Genomic DNA, 14,205 nt, shown 5'->3' with positions numbered 1-14,205 from the left:
GGAATCGATCGCAGTTGCCCTTCGAGTCGAGTCAACTGCCCCGTGCGCGGTCGGCAGGAGCACTCACGTGCACGCAGACATGCGGAAGGGCGGTACCCCGCCCAGGCCGATCCGAACCCGAGTGCCCTAGATCACAAAGGTAAACCTATCCACAAATCGCCAAATGTCCTACATTTGACTCATGCCGGATTCCCGTATCGCACCCACCGCACGCAACATCCCACTTTCAGTGCAGATCGCGGAACAACTGCGGTCCCAGATCACTTCTGGCAACTGGGAATTAGGGGAGAAGATCCCCGGCGAGCATCAACTTGTCGAAATGACCGGCGCGAGCCGCAATACGGTCCGGGAGGCCATTCGCGGCCTCGTCCATGCCGGCCTCCTCGAAGCACGCCCGGGAGACGGAACCTACGTCTGCGCGAGCTCAGAACTCGAAATTGCACTTCAAAGACGTGCAGCGGCGGAGAACGTGCTCGAAATCTTCGAAGCCCGTGAAGCTTTGGAGCTCTACGCCGCCCGACTCGCAGCCGAACGAGCCCTGCCCGAAGACATCGACCGAATGACTCGGGCTTTGGATGGCCGAGACGCTGAGCCCGACGTCGCCAAATCCGTCGAGTACGACCTCGACTTCCACCTGGAGATGTTCGCAGCGAGCGGGAACCAACTGATCACGGACATCTACCGCAGTCTCGATCGCTCTGACACCATGAGCATCCCACAAGGTAAGTCCGACAAGGAGATTCGACAGCTGTTCATCGGACCTTGGACCGACGACGACCCACACCGGCAGCTGCTTGCGGCCATCCGTGACCGCGATCCGGACGGCGCAGCCGCCGCAGTGGTCCGACTGATGGACCACAGCCGATCCCTCTTTCTGCAAAACATGCCGAAGTAGCTGACACACAAGAGGTTCAGCGCACAGACAATCTCAGAAGGGCACACCTATGGCTAACGTCATCTCCGACACCGAAAACGTGGCGTCTGCCCCGAGCGCGATACCGATAATGCGCCGAGGACTCGTTATCGCTGGCATTCTTCTCATCGCAGCCAATCTTCGAGCCTCAATCACAGTCGTCGGCCCGCTACTCGGTGAGGTACGCACCGATCTCGATATCTCGTCGACAACAGCATCAGCGCTGATCAGCCTTCCACTGCTGTGCTTCGCAGTGTTCTCCCCCGTTGCCCCGGTCATCGCAGCTCGGTGGGGAATGGAACGGACACTCGCAGCAGCACTCGGCATGCTCGCCTTAGCGATCGTGATCCGCTCTGTTCCGTGGATGCCTGCGCTGTGGATCGGTACCGTATCGCTCGGCATGTCCATCGCAACAATGAACGTTCTACTGCCGGCGCTCCTCAAACGAGACTTCCCGACCGAAGCCGGCCGTTTGACCGGCATCTTCTCGGCGGTCTCTGCAGCCGTCGCCGCAACCGCATCCGGACTTGCCGTGCCGATCGCCGGTCTCACCGATCACGGTTGGCGGATCGCATTCGGAATCTGGGCTGCTATGGCTCTCATAGGATTTGGGGTGTTCCTTCCCCAACTTCGCCGACGCACGCTTCCGAAACACGATCATGCTGCGGCTTTGGATTCCCATCCAGGCGGCCATCGCTCCCCCTGGCGCTCAGCACTCGGGTGGCAGATCACAATATTCATGGGCGTCCAATCTCTCTTCTTCTACACCGTTCTGACATGGTGGCCCACCATTGAAGAATCACACGGCACTACCGCGGCTACCGCCGGACTGCATCAAGGCATCATGCAAATATTCTCGATCGTCGGCAGCCTCCTCACAGCAGTGCTCCTGCACAAACTGCCCAAGGATCAGAGAGGAGCCGTCCTCGGGCTGGTGTCGGTCGCCGCAGTGGCAGTTCTCGGCCAACTCCTCCTCCCCTCCTGGGCCCTGCTGTGGAATGCATTCCTCGGCATCGGCATCGGCGGATCGATTGTCATTGCCTTGTCCTTCTTCGCAATACGCACTGTCAATCACGGTCAAGCAGCGGCACTCTCGGGTATGGCACAGTCCGTCGGATACCTTCTGGCCGCCACCGGTCCTCTCGTTTTCGGTGCACTGCACGACGCCGTCGATTCCTGGACGACTCCGCTGATCGCGTTGCTGGTGCTGCTGGCCGTGCAACTCGTCTTCGGCTCCCTCGCCGGCCGCAACAAGACACTGGGATAAGCGAACCACGGTCGCCTCGAATCCACCCACCAACCTCCCCAGACCCGTGCCGCGACCCGAACTGTCGTCGACGTGCTGAGGTCCGAGGATGTCGACGAGACAGCGGGGCGCTCAACGGCCTACCGAATTGCACCCGGCCCATCCCCGACTGGTGGATCGGAGCCGGAAGTCGATAATGAGGGCATGAACGAGACACAACCCCACAACCTCGAACGAGAGCGCTGGCGCACGCTGCCAACTCCACCGTCGACCGAGTTGATCGAGATGGTCGGGGACGGACCTTCGAGCGCAGACTTCGACCCTGCTGCACCAGTGGCACAGCAGGGGTGAGACAGTCACGACATTCCGGTATCCCGCAGGGTGATGTTCAGCCGCCCGGACGGCAGACCTATGTCGGGACTTGCACTTCCCGCAATAACTTTCGGCACTCCGTGATATGCGAACCGAGACTCTCCACCGAAGACGAAGAGATCACCCGAATGGAGTTCGACGTCGGTGTACGGCTTGTTCCGGTTCTCGGAATTCCCGAATCGAAAGACACAACTCTGCCCGACGCTCAGTGAGACGACGGGAGCGTCGCAGCGCTCGTCCTTGTCCTGGTGCATGCCCATCCGAGCGCCCTCGTCGTAGAAATTGATCAGCGCGGTGTCCGGCGTGTACCGCTCCCCCGCAGTCGGATCATCATAGGCAGCGGCAACTGCGGCCCGGCCGAGGTCGACGAGCCAGTCAGGCACCGCTGCGACAGGCGCACCGTTCACGTCGTCGGCGGTGCGCGTGTACTTGTACGGCTGCCAATGCCAACCGAGACAGACTGTTTGCACCGACATCTTGTGCCCACCAGGGACAACAGCGGAGCGCATCGGTACGGGTGCGGTCGCCCACCGTCGGCACTCGGCCACCAAGAAGCGTTGCTGTTCGACGCTGAGCCAATCCGGAACGAGGATCGCCCCCGGCGCCACTTCCAATCGTGGCCGAGGAATCAGAGCGTTCATGGTTTCCACGCTAATCGGTTTCGAAGCATTGACACCCTCGGCATGGGCTCGTACCGTAATCAACAGGTTGGTTGATAAAGGAGATGGTTGACAAGTGATCGTGGATCCAGGGGCAGACGAGCGTCTCGACAAAGCGTTCATGGCGCTTGCCGACCCGGTACGACGGCGGATCATCGCCCGCCTGAGCACCGGCCCCCAAACGGTCAACGAGTTGGCCGAGCCGTTCGAGATCACGAAACAGGCCATCTCCAAACATATTCAGGTACTCGAAGCCGCGGGTTTGGTCACTCGCAGCCGCGAAGCCCAGAGGCGGCCGGTACATCTCAACGCCGCAACTCTCGAGGCTTTGACCGCCTGGATCGACCGCTATCGACTGATCCACGAACAACAGTTCCGCAAGCTCGATCACCTACTCAGCACCACACAGAAGGAGACTTAGCCATGGCTACCACCAATCCCGTCACCATCACGGCTCCTGAGGGCGTGCCGTACATCGACATCACCCGCGAATTCGACGCACCCGTCAGTGCCGTCTTCGCAGCTCATTCGAATCCCGATCTGGTCAAGCAGTGGCTCGGCCCCAACGGATACGAGATGGAGATCGACGAATACGAGTTCGTGAGCGGCGGTCGATACAAGTACGTCCATCGCAACCCCGAGGGCGAAGAGTTCCGGTTCAACGGTGTATTTCACGTCGTTCGCGAGAACGACTTTGCCATCCAGACCTTCGAATACGAGGGATTTCCCGACGTCGTCAGCATCGAATCGATCACGTTCGAGGATCTGGGCAACGGACGCACCCGCCTCTCCGGCCATTCCGTATATCCGAGCCTCGAAGCGCGAGACGGAATGATCGAGAGCAATATGGAGCTCGGCGTCACCGAAGGTTACGAACGCCTGGACAAGATCGTCGCGCAACTCTGACCACCTGTTTGCCCGAACCTCCTCAGCGAAAGGCAGTTTCATGGACTGGACCCTCGAAGTAGTCATCGTTCCCGTCAGTGACCTCGACCGCTCCATCGAGTTCTACCGTGACAAGGTCGGTTTCGATCTCGACCACCACACCGTCAACGAACACATGACGGTCGCCCAGCTCACTCCGCGTGGTTCGGGCTGCTCGATCGTCATCGGGAACCTGCCGTCGCAGACCGAGATGACCCCTGGTTCGTTGAAGGGATTGCAGTTGGTCGTGGCCGACGCTGCAGCGGCTCGCCAAGAGCTCATCGGCCGCGGCGTCGATGCCAGTGAGGTCACCGTCTTCGACGAGCGTGACGGGGGCACCTTCTTCGGATTCGCCGACCCGGACGGCAATACCTGGGCTGTCCAGCAGCTGAAGGTCCGCGGCGACAAGCCGCTCATTCCGAAGGAGTACCGCGACCGCTTCGGCGCGTAGCAACTGCCTTCCAGGCTGCGTAACCTTCGGGCATGCAGACGGCACAGGGGCGATAGCCGGCCGCAATCGCGGTCGGCTCGTCCGCGAAGAACACCCGACTGGCGACATACCCGCCACGCGCGATTGCCTGCGCGGCCCCTCGACAGTCGAGTCGCCCGTAGATCTTCGTTTTCCGGTGCCCGCCAAGCACACCGGGCGTCGAACTCTCGTAGGGTTTGTTGCGAGCGTCGCGGAGAATGTACGTCTTACTCGGCATCGTGAAGCACCAATCCCAATGTTCGACGCGTACCCGAGTGCACCACGCTGACACCATGTCGCACAGGGGCTCTCGACCACCCACGAGAACTCTGCACCGGTCGATCCCGCGTGGTGAAGATCAAAGCGTGACCTTGCCCGAGAACTGTCACCGTCCCTTTCGACTGGGCGCGCGGCCGCTGTTCCACGAGCAAGAACTCGCCGCCGACGTGGTCGATGCGAGGTCTGTCGAGCCCGATCACGACTTGCAAGGGAAACAGCAACTCTCCGTACAAGTCCCGATGCAATGCATTCCAGTCACCAGGTCCGTAGGACAGAAGGATCGGGGTAGGGCGATTCTGACCGGCGTCGTGACACTGATCGATCCATTCTTCGAAAGAATCCGGCCACGGTGCACCCTCGCCCAGCTTGAACGCCCACTCCCGCGCCACGGGCAGGAGGTGTCGGTAGAAGGCGGATCGCATAGCCGTGATCGGCTCCGGTACGGGATCACCGAAGTACCGGTACTCCCCTTGGCCGAAACGGTATCGAGCCATGTCGACGGTGCTCCGGAACCGGTCGACCTCCGAGTACCAGGAAGCAATTTCGCGACATTCCGACTCGTCGAGTATCGGCGTCGTCTGGGCACACCCACTGGAGTCGATTCCCTCGATCAGCGCAGGCCAATCGAGGGATTCAACACGAGCAGACAGAGCGGTGAAGAGGTCCATACGTCGTAGACGACGCGGCGGTCAGGAATGTGAGAATGCCAGCAGCTGGTCAGCCAGATCGTTGTACGTACGGGCGATCCCGGCATAACTGAGCACGGGTTCCGGATTCCAGGTCCCGATCTTCCCCGCCTTCACCGCGGGCAAGTTGGACCACGCAGGATTGGTTCCGAGCGTATCCAGTTGCAAACTGGACGGGCGATCGTCGAGGAAGATCATGTCGGCCGGATAGTGGTCCGCCATCTCCCAAGCCAGTTTCTCGACGTAGACCGACGATCCCGCGGCCGGATCGACGACGGCAAGGCCCAATCCCGCCAGATCTGCAAGGATCGGGAATCCCGAACGACTGACACGAATCGTGTCCGGATCTGCGGACGCGAACAAAACCTGTGAATTATTCAGCGAAGAAGCAACTTCGGAGATCCGTGCACGCGCAGCGTCGTAGTCTTTTCGCTGAGCCTCCATATCCTGGTCCGCCCCGAGTTCCACGGCGAGTTCCACGATCTCTTGCACGGTTCGGTCGATGGTTCCTGCTGCCGTTTCCACGAACAGTACTGTCGACAAGCCTTTCACCGCATCCAAGTTCGCCTCGTCGAGTAGTGCCGAACCACGCAGCTGAGGGACTATGACGACGTCCGGCTCCAGCGAAGCGATCTTCTCGAGTTCCACTTGTCCCCAGAGCTGCCCGACCATGTCGGTCTTCGCGAAATCCAAATTGCCGGAGATGCTGGTGTCCGTTGATCCCGGCGATCGTGTCAGTGCCCCGAAAACTCCGACAGGCACCAGTCCGTAATCCCACAGAGCACCCGCGATACCGGTGTAGGTGACAAATGTCCTTGGTGGTGAATCCAATTCGATCAGATTGTCGCGATCATCGGTGAAGGACCAGCCTGCGTCGCCTTCGCCCCCGGCGTCTGCGTCCGAACGCGAGCAACCGACCGCTGCCAGCGCAGCAGCCAATCCTGCTGCAGCGCCGAGGAACCTGCGGCGATTCCAGTCCATCTCGATACGCCGGTGCGGTCGTGGAGTGAACAGCGTGGTCATGTGTGTGCCCTTTCTGCGATTGGTTGAACTGTTTCAGGAGTTGACGAACGAGAAAAGAGAAGGATCGACACCAAACCCGTGAGCATTCCGACGCCGGCACAGAAGACCAACGGCCACAGCAAGGCGAACTCGTCCGGACCGACGAAGAGCGAGCCGCACAACGCAATTCCGACGGCAAGCCCGAATTGACGCGACGAGTTGGCTGTTGCCGAAGCCGTCCCGGCGCGCTCTGCCGGGGCGTCCGACATCGCGGCACCCGGCAGCACCGGCGACACCATCGCCGAACCGACACCGGTCAGAATCAGCCCGGCGATCAGTGCGGGCCAGACCGGCTCGGCGAGAACGTACAGCATGGCCACGCAACCGATTCCGCAAAGGATCGTCCCGAATCCGAGCGACAGTCGAAGGTCGACGCGCTGAAGCCGTGATCCACACAAGGCCGATACGAAGACAAAAGCGAGCGGTTGAATCGAGAGCACGAGTGCGGCCGCCGATGCCGACAGTTCCAGCCCGTTCTGCAGCCACAGTGAAAGGACTACGAGCGGGCCGTAGGCCGCGAGGTAGTACCCGAAAGCAGCGACGAGGACGCCGTCGAATTTCAGGGATCGGAACAATGCCGGATCGAGCATCGGACTGCTGCCTCGACGCTGCCAGCACACAAACGCCGTCAGCGCACCGATTGCGATCAGGAAGGCAAGAGCTGTCGACGACGAAGCCCACCCGATGTCGCCGCCCCACGTCACGCCGAGAACCGCGGCAACGGCAGCGAGGGTGAACAAAACGATTCCGGCCCAGTCGATGTTGTCGTCGCCGCGCTCACTGTCGGCGAAACAGAACACAGCCATTGCGAGCGCCACTGCGGCCACGGGGATTCCGAAATAGAAGACCGCACGCCAGTCGAAGAACTGCGTCAGCAGCCCTCCTGCAACGTTGCCGATTCCCGCCGCCAATCCAGCGACGGCACCCCACGCGGCAAAAGCCACGTGCCGATCGCGGCCCGAATAAGCGTCGCCAAGCAGAGGCAGGAGTGTCGCGAACATCGCCGCACCGGCAATTCCTTGCGCGCCGCGAGCAACGACCAGAACCGTGATGTCCGGAGCAATCGCGCACACGGCCGTTGCAACCAGGAACACGACCAGTCCACAGATGTAGAGGCGTTTGCGTCCCCACGCATCGCCGAGTGCGCCCATGCCCACCAGAAGCGCGGCAAGAGCCAGCGTGTAGGCGTCGACGACCCATGACATCGCGCCCGTACTGCCGTCCAAACCGACTGCGATGGCCGGCACCGCGATCGTTGTGATCGTGGCGTACGTCAGTAACAGGAAAGTTCCGATGCATGCGGCGATGAGCGGCAGCCATCGTCGTGCCGACATGGTCAACCTCCAGATAGGGCGGTAAGTGCGCCCTAACTATGAAGGTTCAAGTCAACTTGAAGTCAAGCGCCGCTTCGACACGAATGTCGAGCTGCTCGAGCAACCACGGGCACTGCATCGGACGCTCTTGCCGACACGTCAGGTGATGCTCGAGGATCAGCTTCGCTCGCGTAGCAGCGGCGATCTGAGCCTCGAGTGTCGACACTTGATCTGCGAGAACCGTCGAGAACTGGTCGGACGTGGTGTCGGTTTCGATGAAGGACCGCACCTGTTCCAAGGACATTCCCGTCTCGGTGTACATCCGGATCAATGCCAGCCGGCGCAGCTCACGCTGCCCGTACCAGCGTTTGCCGCCAGTTCGCGACCGCGCGGACAGCAGTCCTTCGTCCTCGTAATAACGCAAGGTCGACGCCGCAATTCCGAACGATTTTGCAACCTCGCCGATCGGGATCAAGTGCTCACGCATTCACCGATCGTAGGCTGAACGCGTAGGCGGTTCCGGCAGTTATGTGTGACTTGGCATACTGACTAACGGAAGGGGTCGCGTAAGTGATCTCACGGCAAAATGCTGGATGCGCTCGTTGAACGAGGGAGAGCTGTGCTGGATCCAACGCGACCTGTCGGGCCGTACTCGTCAGGAGTGCCCGCCACTGCCCTCGAAGTCCACATGCCGGACCTCGAACGCTTCGGCCTCGCCCAGTTGTGGCGTTCCGCGATCATCGCCGTCGTGTTGTCCACGTCGATCATGCTGGCACTGATCGTGTGGCCTTTCCGCAAGCGTGGCCGCACCTGGGCAGACGCTGCTTCCGACGGGATGGTCGACGGCTTCATCGCGCTGGGGCCCACCTTCGTCAAGCTCGGCCAACTGGTCGCGTCGTCGTCCGGCCTGTTCCCGGCCCCCGTCGCCAATGCATGCCTACGCTGCCTCGACGATGTTCCGTCTTTCCCGGCCGAGCAGGCCAGAAGCGTCGTGCAGAAGGACCTCGGTTACTCCGTGGACGACCTGTTCGCGAAATTCGACGACGTACCTCTCGCGGCCGCATCGGTAGCGCAGGTACACGCGTGCGTTCTGCACGACGGCCGAGAGGCGGTCATCAAGATCCAGCGTCCGGACATCTATGCGCGGATGCTGATCGACCTGCGGGCGGCGTACTGGGGCGCGAACATCCTCGAGAAATTTGTCGAGTTCCTTCGAATTGCCAATGCCACCGCCATCATTCGCGATCTGCACAACGCCACGATGACGGAATTGAACAGCGCGGTCGAGGCCGACCGGCAAACCACTTTCCGGAACAACATCAGTGCGTTCGGCGACAACAAAGGAGTCACGACACCGGAGGTGTACTGGGACTACTGTGGTCCCCGAGTCATCTGTATGGAACGCATGCGCGGCGTTCCACTGGATCGGTTCGTCGCAGGTCCGGACGGCATCGACGAAGCCCGCATGCTGATCCGGCGCGGAGTGAAGGTCTGGCTCGAATCAGTCATCGTTCACGGTCCGTTCCACGGAGATGTACACGCGGGAAATTTGTGGGTCCTCGACGACGGCCGGATAGCGATGCTCGACTTCGGCATCGTCGGCGTCCTTCCCGAGACCTGGAGATCCATTCTTTCCGATATGTTCCGAGCCACCCTCATCGACGGTGATTTCGCCCGTGTCGCCCGCGGAATTCGATCCTTGGGATATGCAACCGACTACGAAGTCGACGACGATCAGCTCGGTATGCAGGTCGCAACGGCTCTGGCCCCGATTCTCGGCCGTGACCTCGGTGAACTCAAGCTCAGTGAATTGATCATGGCACTGATTCAGTTGGGCAAGCAGTGGGGTGTTGCGAGTCCCGAGGAATTGGTTCTTTTCGGTAAACAACTCGGATACTTCGAGCGATATGCGACAGCGTTGGCACCTGGTTGGGTGATCGGACAAGACCTTTATCTGTTCAAGAACGTTTTTCCAGAGGCAGTCGCCGAAAAGGTGCAGGAACTCGGCATCACCATGCCTGACGAATAGATTTGTCCCCTATTTCCTTATTCTGCATTTCGTCTGTCGGGGTTAGCCTGTAATGACCCACCGGCCGAGGAGCAAATGTGCAGCCACTTTCTGTAGCCCTCCCGCAAGCGTCGACAGGTCCGAGGAATAACGGGCCGAGTGTCGGCACCACCCTCGGCGCCCTCATGCATTCCACGGACAAGTCCGTGATCGAGCTTCTGGAAAGCCCGGACGGACTCGATGTCGAAATCCGTTCGATCGCCCTCGTCGAGTCCTCCGATATCGACGGCACCGACAGCCGTGGTGCGATCTCCGACATCTACCTCCCCGTGGGGGTTCCCGAATCGACGTTGACGCAGTGGTTGCGAAAGTTCGAAGGCAGGCCGGCGAGGCGTCGTCCGAAGCTCTTGCTCGTCAAGAATGCGCGCGAGGCGACGACGCTTCTCACCGCCGCACGCAACATCGGAATCGCAGTGGCCGCGGTACATCCGCAGGCTAGTTCCGGACACGTCTATTCACTCGTACAACGACTTCTGACACAGAGCATGTACCGTTCGCGGGCCGTCTCAGGAGCTGTGGCCGGTGGCGATTCGGATCTGTTCGCGCTCTCGGAGACGATCGCCGAATTGACCGGCGGACTCGTGACGATCGACGACACGGCACTCCATGTCATCGCATATTCAGCTGCTCACGAAGGTGAAGACGAACTCCGTCAGCTCTCCATACTGGGCCGGGAGTGGCCGATCGAATACACCGAATGGATAGAGCGCAGAGGCGTGTTCGAGCATCTCAGGCGATCGGACGAGGTCATCAGTCTGCCCTCCGAGCCGAGCATCGGAGCCGCGCACAGGTTGGCTGTGAGCATCACCCGCCCGGACCTGTCAGCGCCGACGGGTTCTGTTGCACACCAACACAATCTCGGCAGCATCTGGGTGCAGCGCGCCTCTGAACCTCTTTCCGACGACGCCCAAGCGGTATTGCGGGGTGCAGCGGCAGTCGCCGCACGCATTCTCATGCGAACCTTGGACGCCTCCAGCCGCGAGAATGCCCAATTGCAAAGGCTGTTCGGCGTTCGCTCCGGCGGAGTCGACATGCACTCGCTGGCCGGCTCCTTCGGCATCAACACCGACGGACCGTCTGCGGTCATCGGATTTGCGACATCACTCGCGCCCGGATCGAATCTCGATCGAATCACCAACGCCTTGCGCCTGCGCGCCAGCGCATTCCGCAGCGACGCGGTCACAACGATCATCGACAACCGGATCTACGTGCTGTTTCCTCAGGCCGAACACGAGGTCGCGATCAGCGACTGGGCTTACGACACCGTGGGAGTAGTCGAGGCCCGTGCGGGCATCAGCGTGCGCGCCGCCGTCGCGGTCCCGATCGCGCGATTGCACGGCGTACCCGAGGCGCGTCGAGAAGTGGACCGCGTGCTCGATACCACCGATGATCACGAAACCTCGAAGGTCACCACACTCGCGGCGTCACGCACCGCGGTGTTGCTGGGCGAGATACTCGACCTCGTTGCTGATCACGAGCGATTGCGGGACCCTCGTATCGACAGACTCGTCTCCTACGACGACAAGAACACCTCTGACATGCAGTTCACGCTCACGGCCTACCTGACAGCTTTCGGGGATGTGAAGAAGGCCGCCTCGTCTCTGAAAGTACATCCGAACACGCTGCGCTACCGCATTCGGCGCGCTGAACAGATCATGGGCATTTCGTTGGACGAGCCGGATACGCGACTGCTCACCGAACTGCAACTCGCCATCTTGGGACGCACCCCGGACGAGTCTGAAAGATACGAAACGTCCGATCAGTGAGATAGGCCTCGAGCCCGTCCTGAACTCTCGAGTAGACAACTGAGGAAGCCGAAGAACAACTCTGACCTCAGGAGATACCTTGCGCACTCGTGGAGCCGTCATTCGCCAAGCACCAGGCACATACGAGGTGGTCGATCTCGAACTCGATTCACCCCGCAGCGGCGAACTCACTGTCAAAATGGTCGCCTCAGGCCTGTGCCACTCGGACGATCACATCGCCAGCGGCGACCACGGAGTCGGCCGCTACCCCATCTGCGGCGGACACGAAGGCGCCGGAATCGTCGTCGAGGTCGGGCCGAACACGGAAGGATGGTCCGAGGGCGATCATGTCGTGTTCTCGTTCCTCGCCGCCTGCGGCCGTTGCCGTTGGTGTGCAAGCGGAATCCAGAACCTCTGCGACAACGGCGCCGCCATCATGACTGGCAGCAGACCCGGCGAAACCTCGAGTTACAGAATGTCTCTCGACGGTCAGCCCGTCGCACAAACCTGCGGCCTGTCCACCTTCAGTGAATACACCACGGTCAGCACTCTCTCGGCTGTGAAAGTCGACAAGCACCTGCCACTCGACGCTTTGTGTCTGCTCGGCTGCGGCGTCGGAACCGGTTGGGGCGCCGCGGTCAACTCCGCTCAGGTGTATCCCGGGCAGACGGTCATCGTCATGGGCGTCGGCGGAATCGGAATCAACGCGGTGCAGGGCGCCTCGCATGCCGGCGCCGCCCACGTGATCGCGGTGGACCCGGTTGCGTTCAAGCGCGACAGTGCATTGAAGTTGGGCGCCACCCATGCCGTGGCCACCATGGAGGAAGCCACCGACATAGCGCGCTCGTTCACCAACGGCCAGGGCGCGGATTCGGCCATCGTCACCGTCGGTGTCACCACCGGAGAACATGTCGCGCAGGCATTCTCGTCGATCCGCAAGGCAGGAACCTGCGTCGTCACCGGCCTCGGGAAGATGACGGACGTCGGAATTCCCGTGAGCCTGATGGAACTCACGCTGTACCAGAAGAGAATTCAGGGATCCCTGTTCGGTGCATCCAATCCCACCGCCGACATTCCCTGGATGATCGATCTCTACACCAGCGGCAAGCTCGAACTCGACGGACTGATCACCAACCGATACACCCTCGACCAGATCAACGACGGTTTCGCCGACATGCATGCCGGTCGCAACCTCCGTGGAATCATCGCCTTCTGAGCGAGTTCTCTCCGGACTTTCGATCGAGAGCAAGTCCGGAGAGATCCTAACTACAGCTTCACCAGGCGTTCATGGTGTCGAGGATTTGTCCTCTGGCCATCCACAATTCAGCAGACCAATACGGCCACGAGTGAATTCCGGCGGGCGGAAAGCTGTACGTCGCTGGGATTCCCAAGGATTTCAGGCGAATTTCGAATGCACGCGCGTGCACCCACGAGAGCGCCTCGAGCCCCATGCCCGTCGCCGTGTGGAAGTAATCGATCGGCGCAGAGGGATGATCGTACGGTCCCGGGATGCCGTTGGACGACGAAATGTACATCGACAGTCCGCGAAGCGATTCCGCGTTGACGAACGGGTCGTTGCGAAGCCATCCGGATGACCACGGCGGGCCCCACATCGAATCGACGTTGTACCGGCCGGCGTCGAACATGGCTACGCGGATCGCTTCACGCATACCCGGACCCGAGATATTGATGTAGCCGGACAGCGAGCCGGCGAACTTGAACTGATCCCGATGATGCCCCGCCAGGTTCAACGCGGCACTGCCGCCCATCGACAACCCGATGATCGCATTGTTGGTTGGTGAAACGCCATACCCTGCAAGGAAGTCCGGAAGCTCGCGGGTGAGGAACGTTTCCCACCTGTACGTTATCGGCTGAGCGTTGAAATTGGACGGCGCGTACCAATCCGTGTAGAAACTCGACTCACCGCCGACCGGCATCACCAACGTGATGTTGTCATTGCGGTACTGATCGAGTGCGTTCGTTTCGAAACTCCAAGCATTTCTGTCGTTTTGCGCGCGAAGACCGTCGAGCAGGTACAACGCGGCGTTGCCACCGCGCGCGGCCCACTGCACCTGAACCTTGATGTTTCCCATCGAAGACGGGACCCACAACTCGTCGTACCCACCCCATGGCGCCGAGCGCGCCGGAGTAGCACTCGCAGCGGTCGGACCTAACATACCGCCGAGCAGGAATATCGACAACAACGCCGCTACGAGCACCCGCACCCGCCGTGTATTGCGTTCGGGCAACGTGAATCTGATTCTCTGCAAGGTTGTGTCTTTCCCCGAAACTGCGCATCAAGAAACTCGCTTCGGTAAGTGCATCGTCGGTTCCACTGTCGACGTGTTTGTCCCTTTCCTGGGGCTCCGGTGTTACAAAGTCGAGGTCATCGCAACAATCGGACAACTGTCGTGCCGAGCGAATCCAGGTGGCGAAAAGCACAATTCACGAAGCACGCTGAATGCGCTC

At 60.8% G+C, this 14,205-nt stretch carries 16 protein-coding genes; 9 read left to right on the top strand and 7 right to left on the bottom strand.

The features are described from left to right. The first annotated feature begins 181 nt into the window (after positions 1–181). The 3 genes from V3587_RS00230 (at position 182) to V3587_RS00220 (ending at position 2,510) form a co-directional block, all read left to right on the top strand. The gene (locus tag V3587_RS00230) at positions 182–895 is read left to right on the top strand and encodes a FadR/GntR family transcriptional regulator (RefSeq protein ID WP_283375987.1); all 714 of its coding nucleotides are present in this window, start codon (positions 182–184) and stop codon (positions 893–895) included. Positions 896–944: 49 nt separating this feature from the next. Next, complete coding sequence (locus tag V3587_RS00225; protein WP_050656055.1) at positions 945–2,180, top strand: CynX/NimT family MFS transporter; 1,236 nt, start codon at positions 945–947, stop codon at positions 2,178–2,180. A gap of 183 nt (positions 2,181–2,363) precedes the next feature. After that, on the top strand, positions 2,364–2,510 hold the full coding sequence (locus V3587_RS00220; RefSeq protein ID WP_020723613.1) for a hypothetical protein: 147 nt from the start codon (positions 2,364–2,366) through the stop codon (positions 2,508–2,510). Positions 2,511–2,515: 5 nt separating this feature from the next. Here V3587_RS00220 and V3587_RS00215 read toward each other — a convergent pair whose 3' ends face one another. Next, entirely contained in the window at positions 2,516–3,172 is a 657-nt protein-coding gene (locus tag V3587_RS00215) for an alpha-ketoglutarate-dependent dioxygenase AlkB family protein (RefSeq protein WP_037128920.1), read from the bottom strand. A gap of 94 nt (positions 3,173–3,266) precedes the next feature. On the opposite strand from V3587_RS00215, the gene V3587_RS00210 reads away from it, so the two are divergent. The 3 genes from V3587_RS00210 to V3587_RS00200 are packed head-to-tail and all read left to right on the top strand — an operon-like array spanning position 3,267 to position 4,565. Continuing rightward, complete coding sequence (locus V3587_RS00210; RefSeq protein WP_003939956.1) at positions 3,267–3,611, top strand: ArsR/SmtB family transcription factor; 345 nt, start codon at positions 3,267–3,269, stop codon at positions 3,609–3,611. 2 nt (positions 3,612–3,613) lie between these two features. Next, on the top strand, positions 3,614–4,096 hold the full coding sequence (locus V3587_RS00205) for an SRPBCC family protein (RefSeq protein ID WP_003940319.1): 483 nt from the start codon (positions 3,614–3,616) through the stop codon (positions 4,094–4,096). 40 nt (positions 4,097–4,136) lie between these two features. Then, the gene (locus tag V3587_RS00200; RefSeq protein ID WP_007729747.1) at positions 4,137–4,565 is read left to right on the top strand and encodes a VOC family protein; all 429 of its coding nucleotides are present in this window, start codon (positions 4,137–4,139) and stop codon (positions 4,563–4,565) included. Here the strand turns inward: V3587_RS00200 and V3587_RS00195 are convergent. From V3587_RS00195 to V3587_RS00175, 5 genes are read right to left on the bottom strand one after another with little or no spacing between them, the layout of a single operon-like run. After that, on the bottom strand, positions 4,528–4,821 hold the full coding sequence (locus V3587_RS00195) for an Ada metal-binding domain-containing protein (RefSeq protein ID WP_007729748.1): 294 nt from the start codon (positions 4,819–4,821) through the stop codon (positions 4,528–4,530). The genes V3587_RS00200 and V3587_RS00195 overlap by 38 nt on opposite strands. After that, complete coding sequence (locus V3587_RS00190) at positions 4,811–5,530, bottom strand: 2OG-Fe(II) oxygenase (protein ID WP_042925149.1); 720 nt, start codon at positions 5,528–5,530, stop codon at positions 4,811–4,813. Before V3587_RS00190 ends, V3587_RS00195 begins: the two co-directional genes overlap by 11 nt. Before the next feature lie 21 nt (positions 5,531–5,551). Then, positions 5,552–6,571 carry an ABC transporter substrate-binding protein gene (locus tag V3587_RS00185; RefSeq protein ID WP_283375986.1) on the bottom strand — a complete coding sequence of 340 codons (1,020 nt, stop codon included), beginning with the start codon at positions 6,569–6,571 and terminating at the stop codon, positions 5,552–5,554. Then, the gene (locus V3587_RS00180) at positions 6,568–7,944 is read right to left on the bottom strand and encodes an MFS transporter (protein ID WP_042925156.1); all 1,377 of its coding nucleotides are present in this window, start codon (positions 7,942–7,944) and stop codon (positions 6,568–6,570) included. Before V3587_RS00180 ends, V3587_RS00185 begins: the two co-directional genes overlap by 4 nt. A 46-nt stretch (positions 7,945–7,990) precedes the next feature. Further along, on the bottom strand, positions 7,991–8,410 hold the full coding sequence (locus V3587_RS00175; RefSeq protein WP_007729752.1) for a MerR family transcriptional regulator: 420 nt from the start codon (positions 8,408–8,410) through the stop codon (positions 7,991–7,993). 132 nt (positions 8,411–8,542) lie between these two features. Here V3587_RS00175 and V3587_RS00170 point away from each other — a divergent pair, with 132 nt between their 5' ends. The 3 genes from V3587_RS00170 (at position 8,543) to V3587_RS00160 (ending at position 12,952) form a co-directional block, all read left to right on the top strand. Beyond that, positions 8,543–9,952, top strand: coding sequence for an ABC1 kinase family protein (locus tag V3587_RS00170; protein ID WP_007729754.1), 1,410 nt, complete (start codon positions 8,543–8,545; stop codon positions 9,950–9,952). Positions 9,953–10,116: 164 nt separating this feature from the next. After that, on the top strand, positions 10,117–11,757 hold the full coding sequence (locus V3587_RS00165) for a PucR family transcriptional regulator (protein WP_030536470.1): 1,641 nt from the start codon (positions 10,117–10,119) through the stop codon (positions 11,755–11,757). A 79-nt stretch (positions 11,758–11,836) separates the two neighbouring features. Further along, on the top strand, positions 11,837–12,952 hold the full coding sequence (locus V3587_RS00160) for an NDMA-dependent alcohol dehydrogenase (protein ID WP_042447159.1): 1,116 nt from the start codon (positions 11,837–11,839) through the stop codon (positions 12,950–12,952). A 58-nt stretch (positions 12,953–13,010) separates the two neighbouring features. Here the strand turns inward: V3587_RS00160 and V3587_RS00155 are convergent, their stop codons facing one another. Beyond that, positions 13,011–13,913, bottom strand: coding sequence for an alpha/beta hydrolase (locus V3587_RS00155; RefSeq protein WP_228232592.1), 903 nt, complete (start codon positions 13,911–13,913; stop codon positions 13,011–13,013). Between the last annotated feature and the right edge of the window lie 292 nt (positions 13,914–14,205).

Origin of the sequence: Rhodococcus sp. IEGM 1306, from assembly GCF_036541985.1 — a bacterium.
Lineage (GTDB): Bacteria > Actinomycetota > Actinomycetes > Mycobacteriales > Mycobacteriaceae > Rhodococcus_F > Rhodococcus_F qingshengii.
The sequence above is the reverse complement of the archived record's forward strand: the minus strand, read 5'-3'. Positions and strand labels throughout refer to the sequence as shown.

What these genes read in the sequence shown, in the direction of transcription:
- V3587_RS00230 (WP_283375987.1), top strand. Translation starts at nt 182, where the DNA reads ATGCCGGATTCCCGTATCGCACCCACCGCACGCAACATCCCACTTTCA.
- V3587_RS00225 (WP_050656055.1), top strand. Translation starts at nt 945, where the DNA reads ATGGCTAACGTCATCTCCGACACCGAAAACGTGGCGTCTGCCCCGAGC.
- V3587_RS00220 (WP_020723613.1), top strand. Translation starts at nt 2,364, where the DNA reads ATGAACGAGACACAACCCCACAACCTCGAACGAGAGCGCTGGCGCACG.
- V3587_RS00215 (WP_037128920.1), bottom strand. Translation starts at nt 3,172, where the DNA reads ATGAACGCTCTGATTCCTCGGCCACGATTGGAAGTGGCGCCGGGGGCG.
- V3587_RS00205 (WP_003940319.1), top strand. Translation starts at nt 3,614, where the DNA reads ATGGCTACCACCAATCCCGTCACCATCACGGCTCCTGAGGGCGTGCCG.
- V3587_RS00200 (WP_007729747.1), top strand. Translation starts at nt 4,137, where the DNA reads ATGGACTGGACCCTCGAAGTAGTCATCGTTCCCGTCAGTGACCTCGAC.
- V3587_RS00195 (WP_007729748.1), bottom strand. Translation starts at nt 4,821, where the DNA reads ATGCCGAGTAAGACGTACATTCTCCGCGACGCTCGCAACAAACCCTAC.
- V3587_RS00190 (WP_042925149.1), bottom strand. Translation starts at nt 5,530, where the DNA reads ATGGACCTCTTCACCGCTCTGTCTGCTCGTGTTGAATCCCTCGATTGG.
- V3587_RS00185 (WP_283375986.1), bottom strand. Translation starts at nt 6,571, where the DNA reads ATGACCACGCTGTTCACTCCACGACCGCACCGGCGTATCGAGATGGAC.
- V3587_RS00180 (WP_042925156.1), bottom strand. Translation starts at nt 7,944, where the DNA reads ATGTCGGCACGACGATGGCTGCCGCTCATCGCCGCATGCATCGGAACT.
- V3587_RS00175 (WP_007729752.1), bottom strand. Translation starts at nt 8,410, where the DNA reads ATGCGTGAGCACTTGATCCCGATCGGCGAGGTTGCAAAATCGTTCGGA.
- V3587_RS00165 (WP_030536470.1), top strand. Translation starts at nt 10,117, where the DNA reads ATGCATTCCACGGACAAGTCCGTGATCGAGCTTCTGGAAAGCCCGGAC.
- V3587_RS00155 (WP_228232592.1), bottom strand. Translation starts at nt 13,913, where the DNA reads ATGTTAGGTCCGACCGCTGCGAGTGCTACTCCGGCGCGCTCGGCGCCA.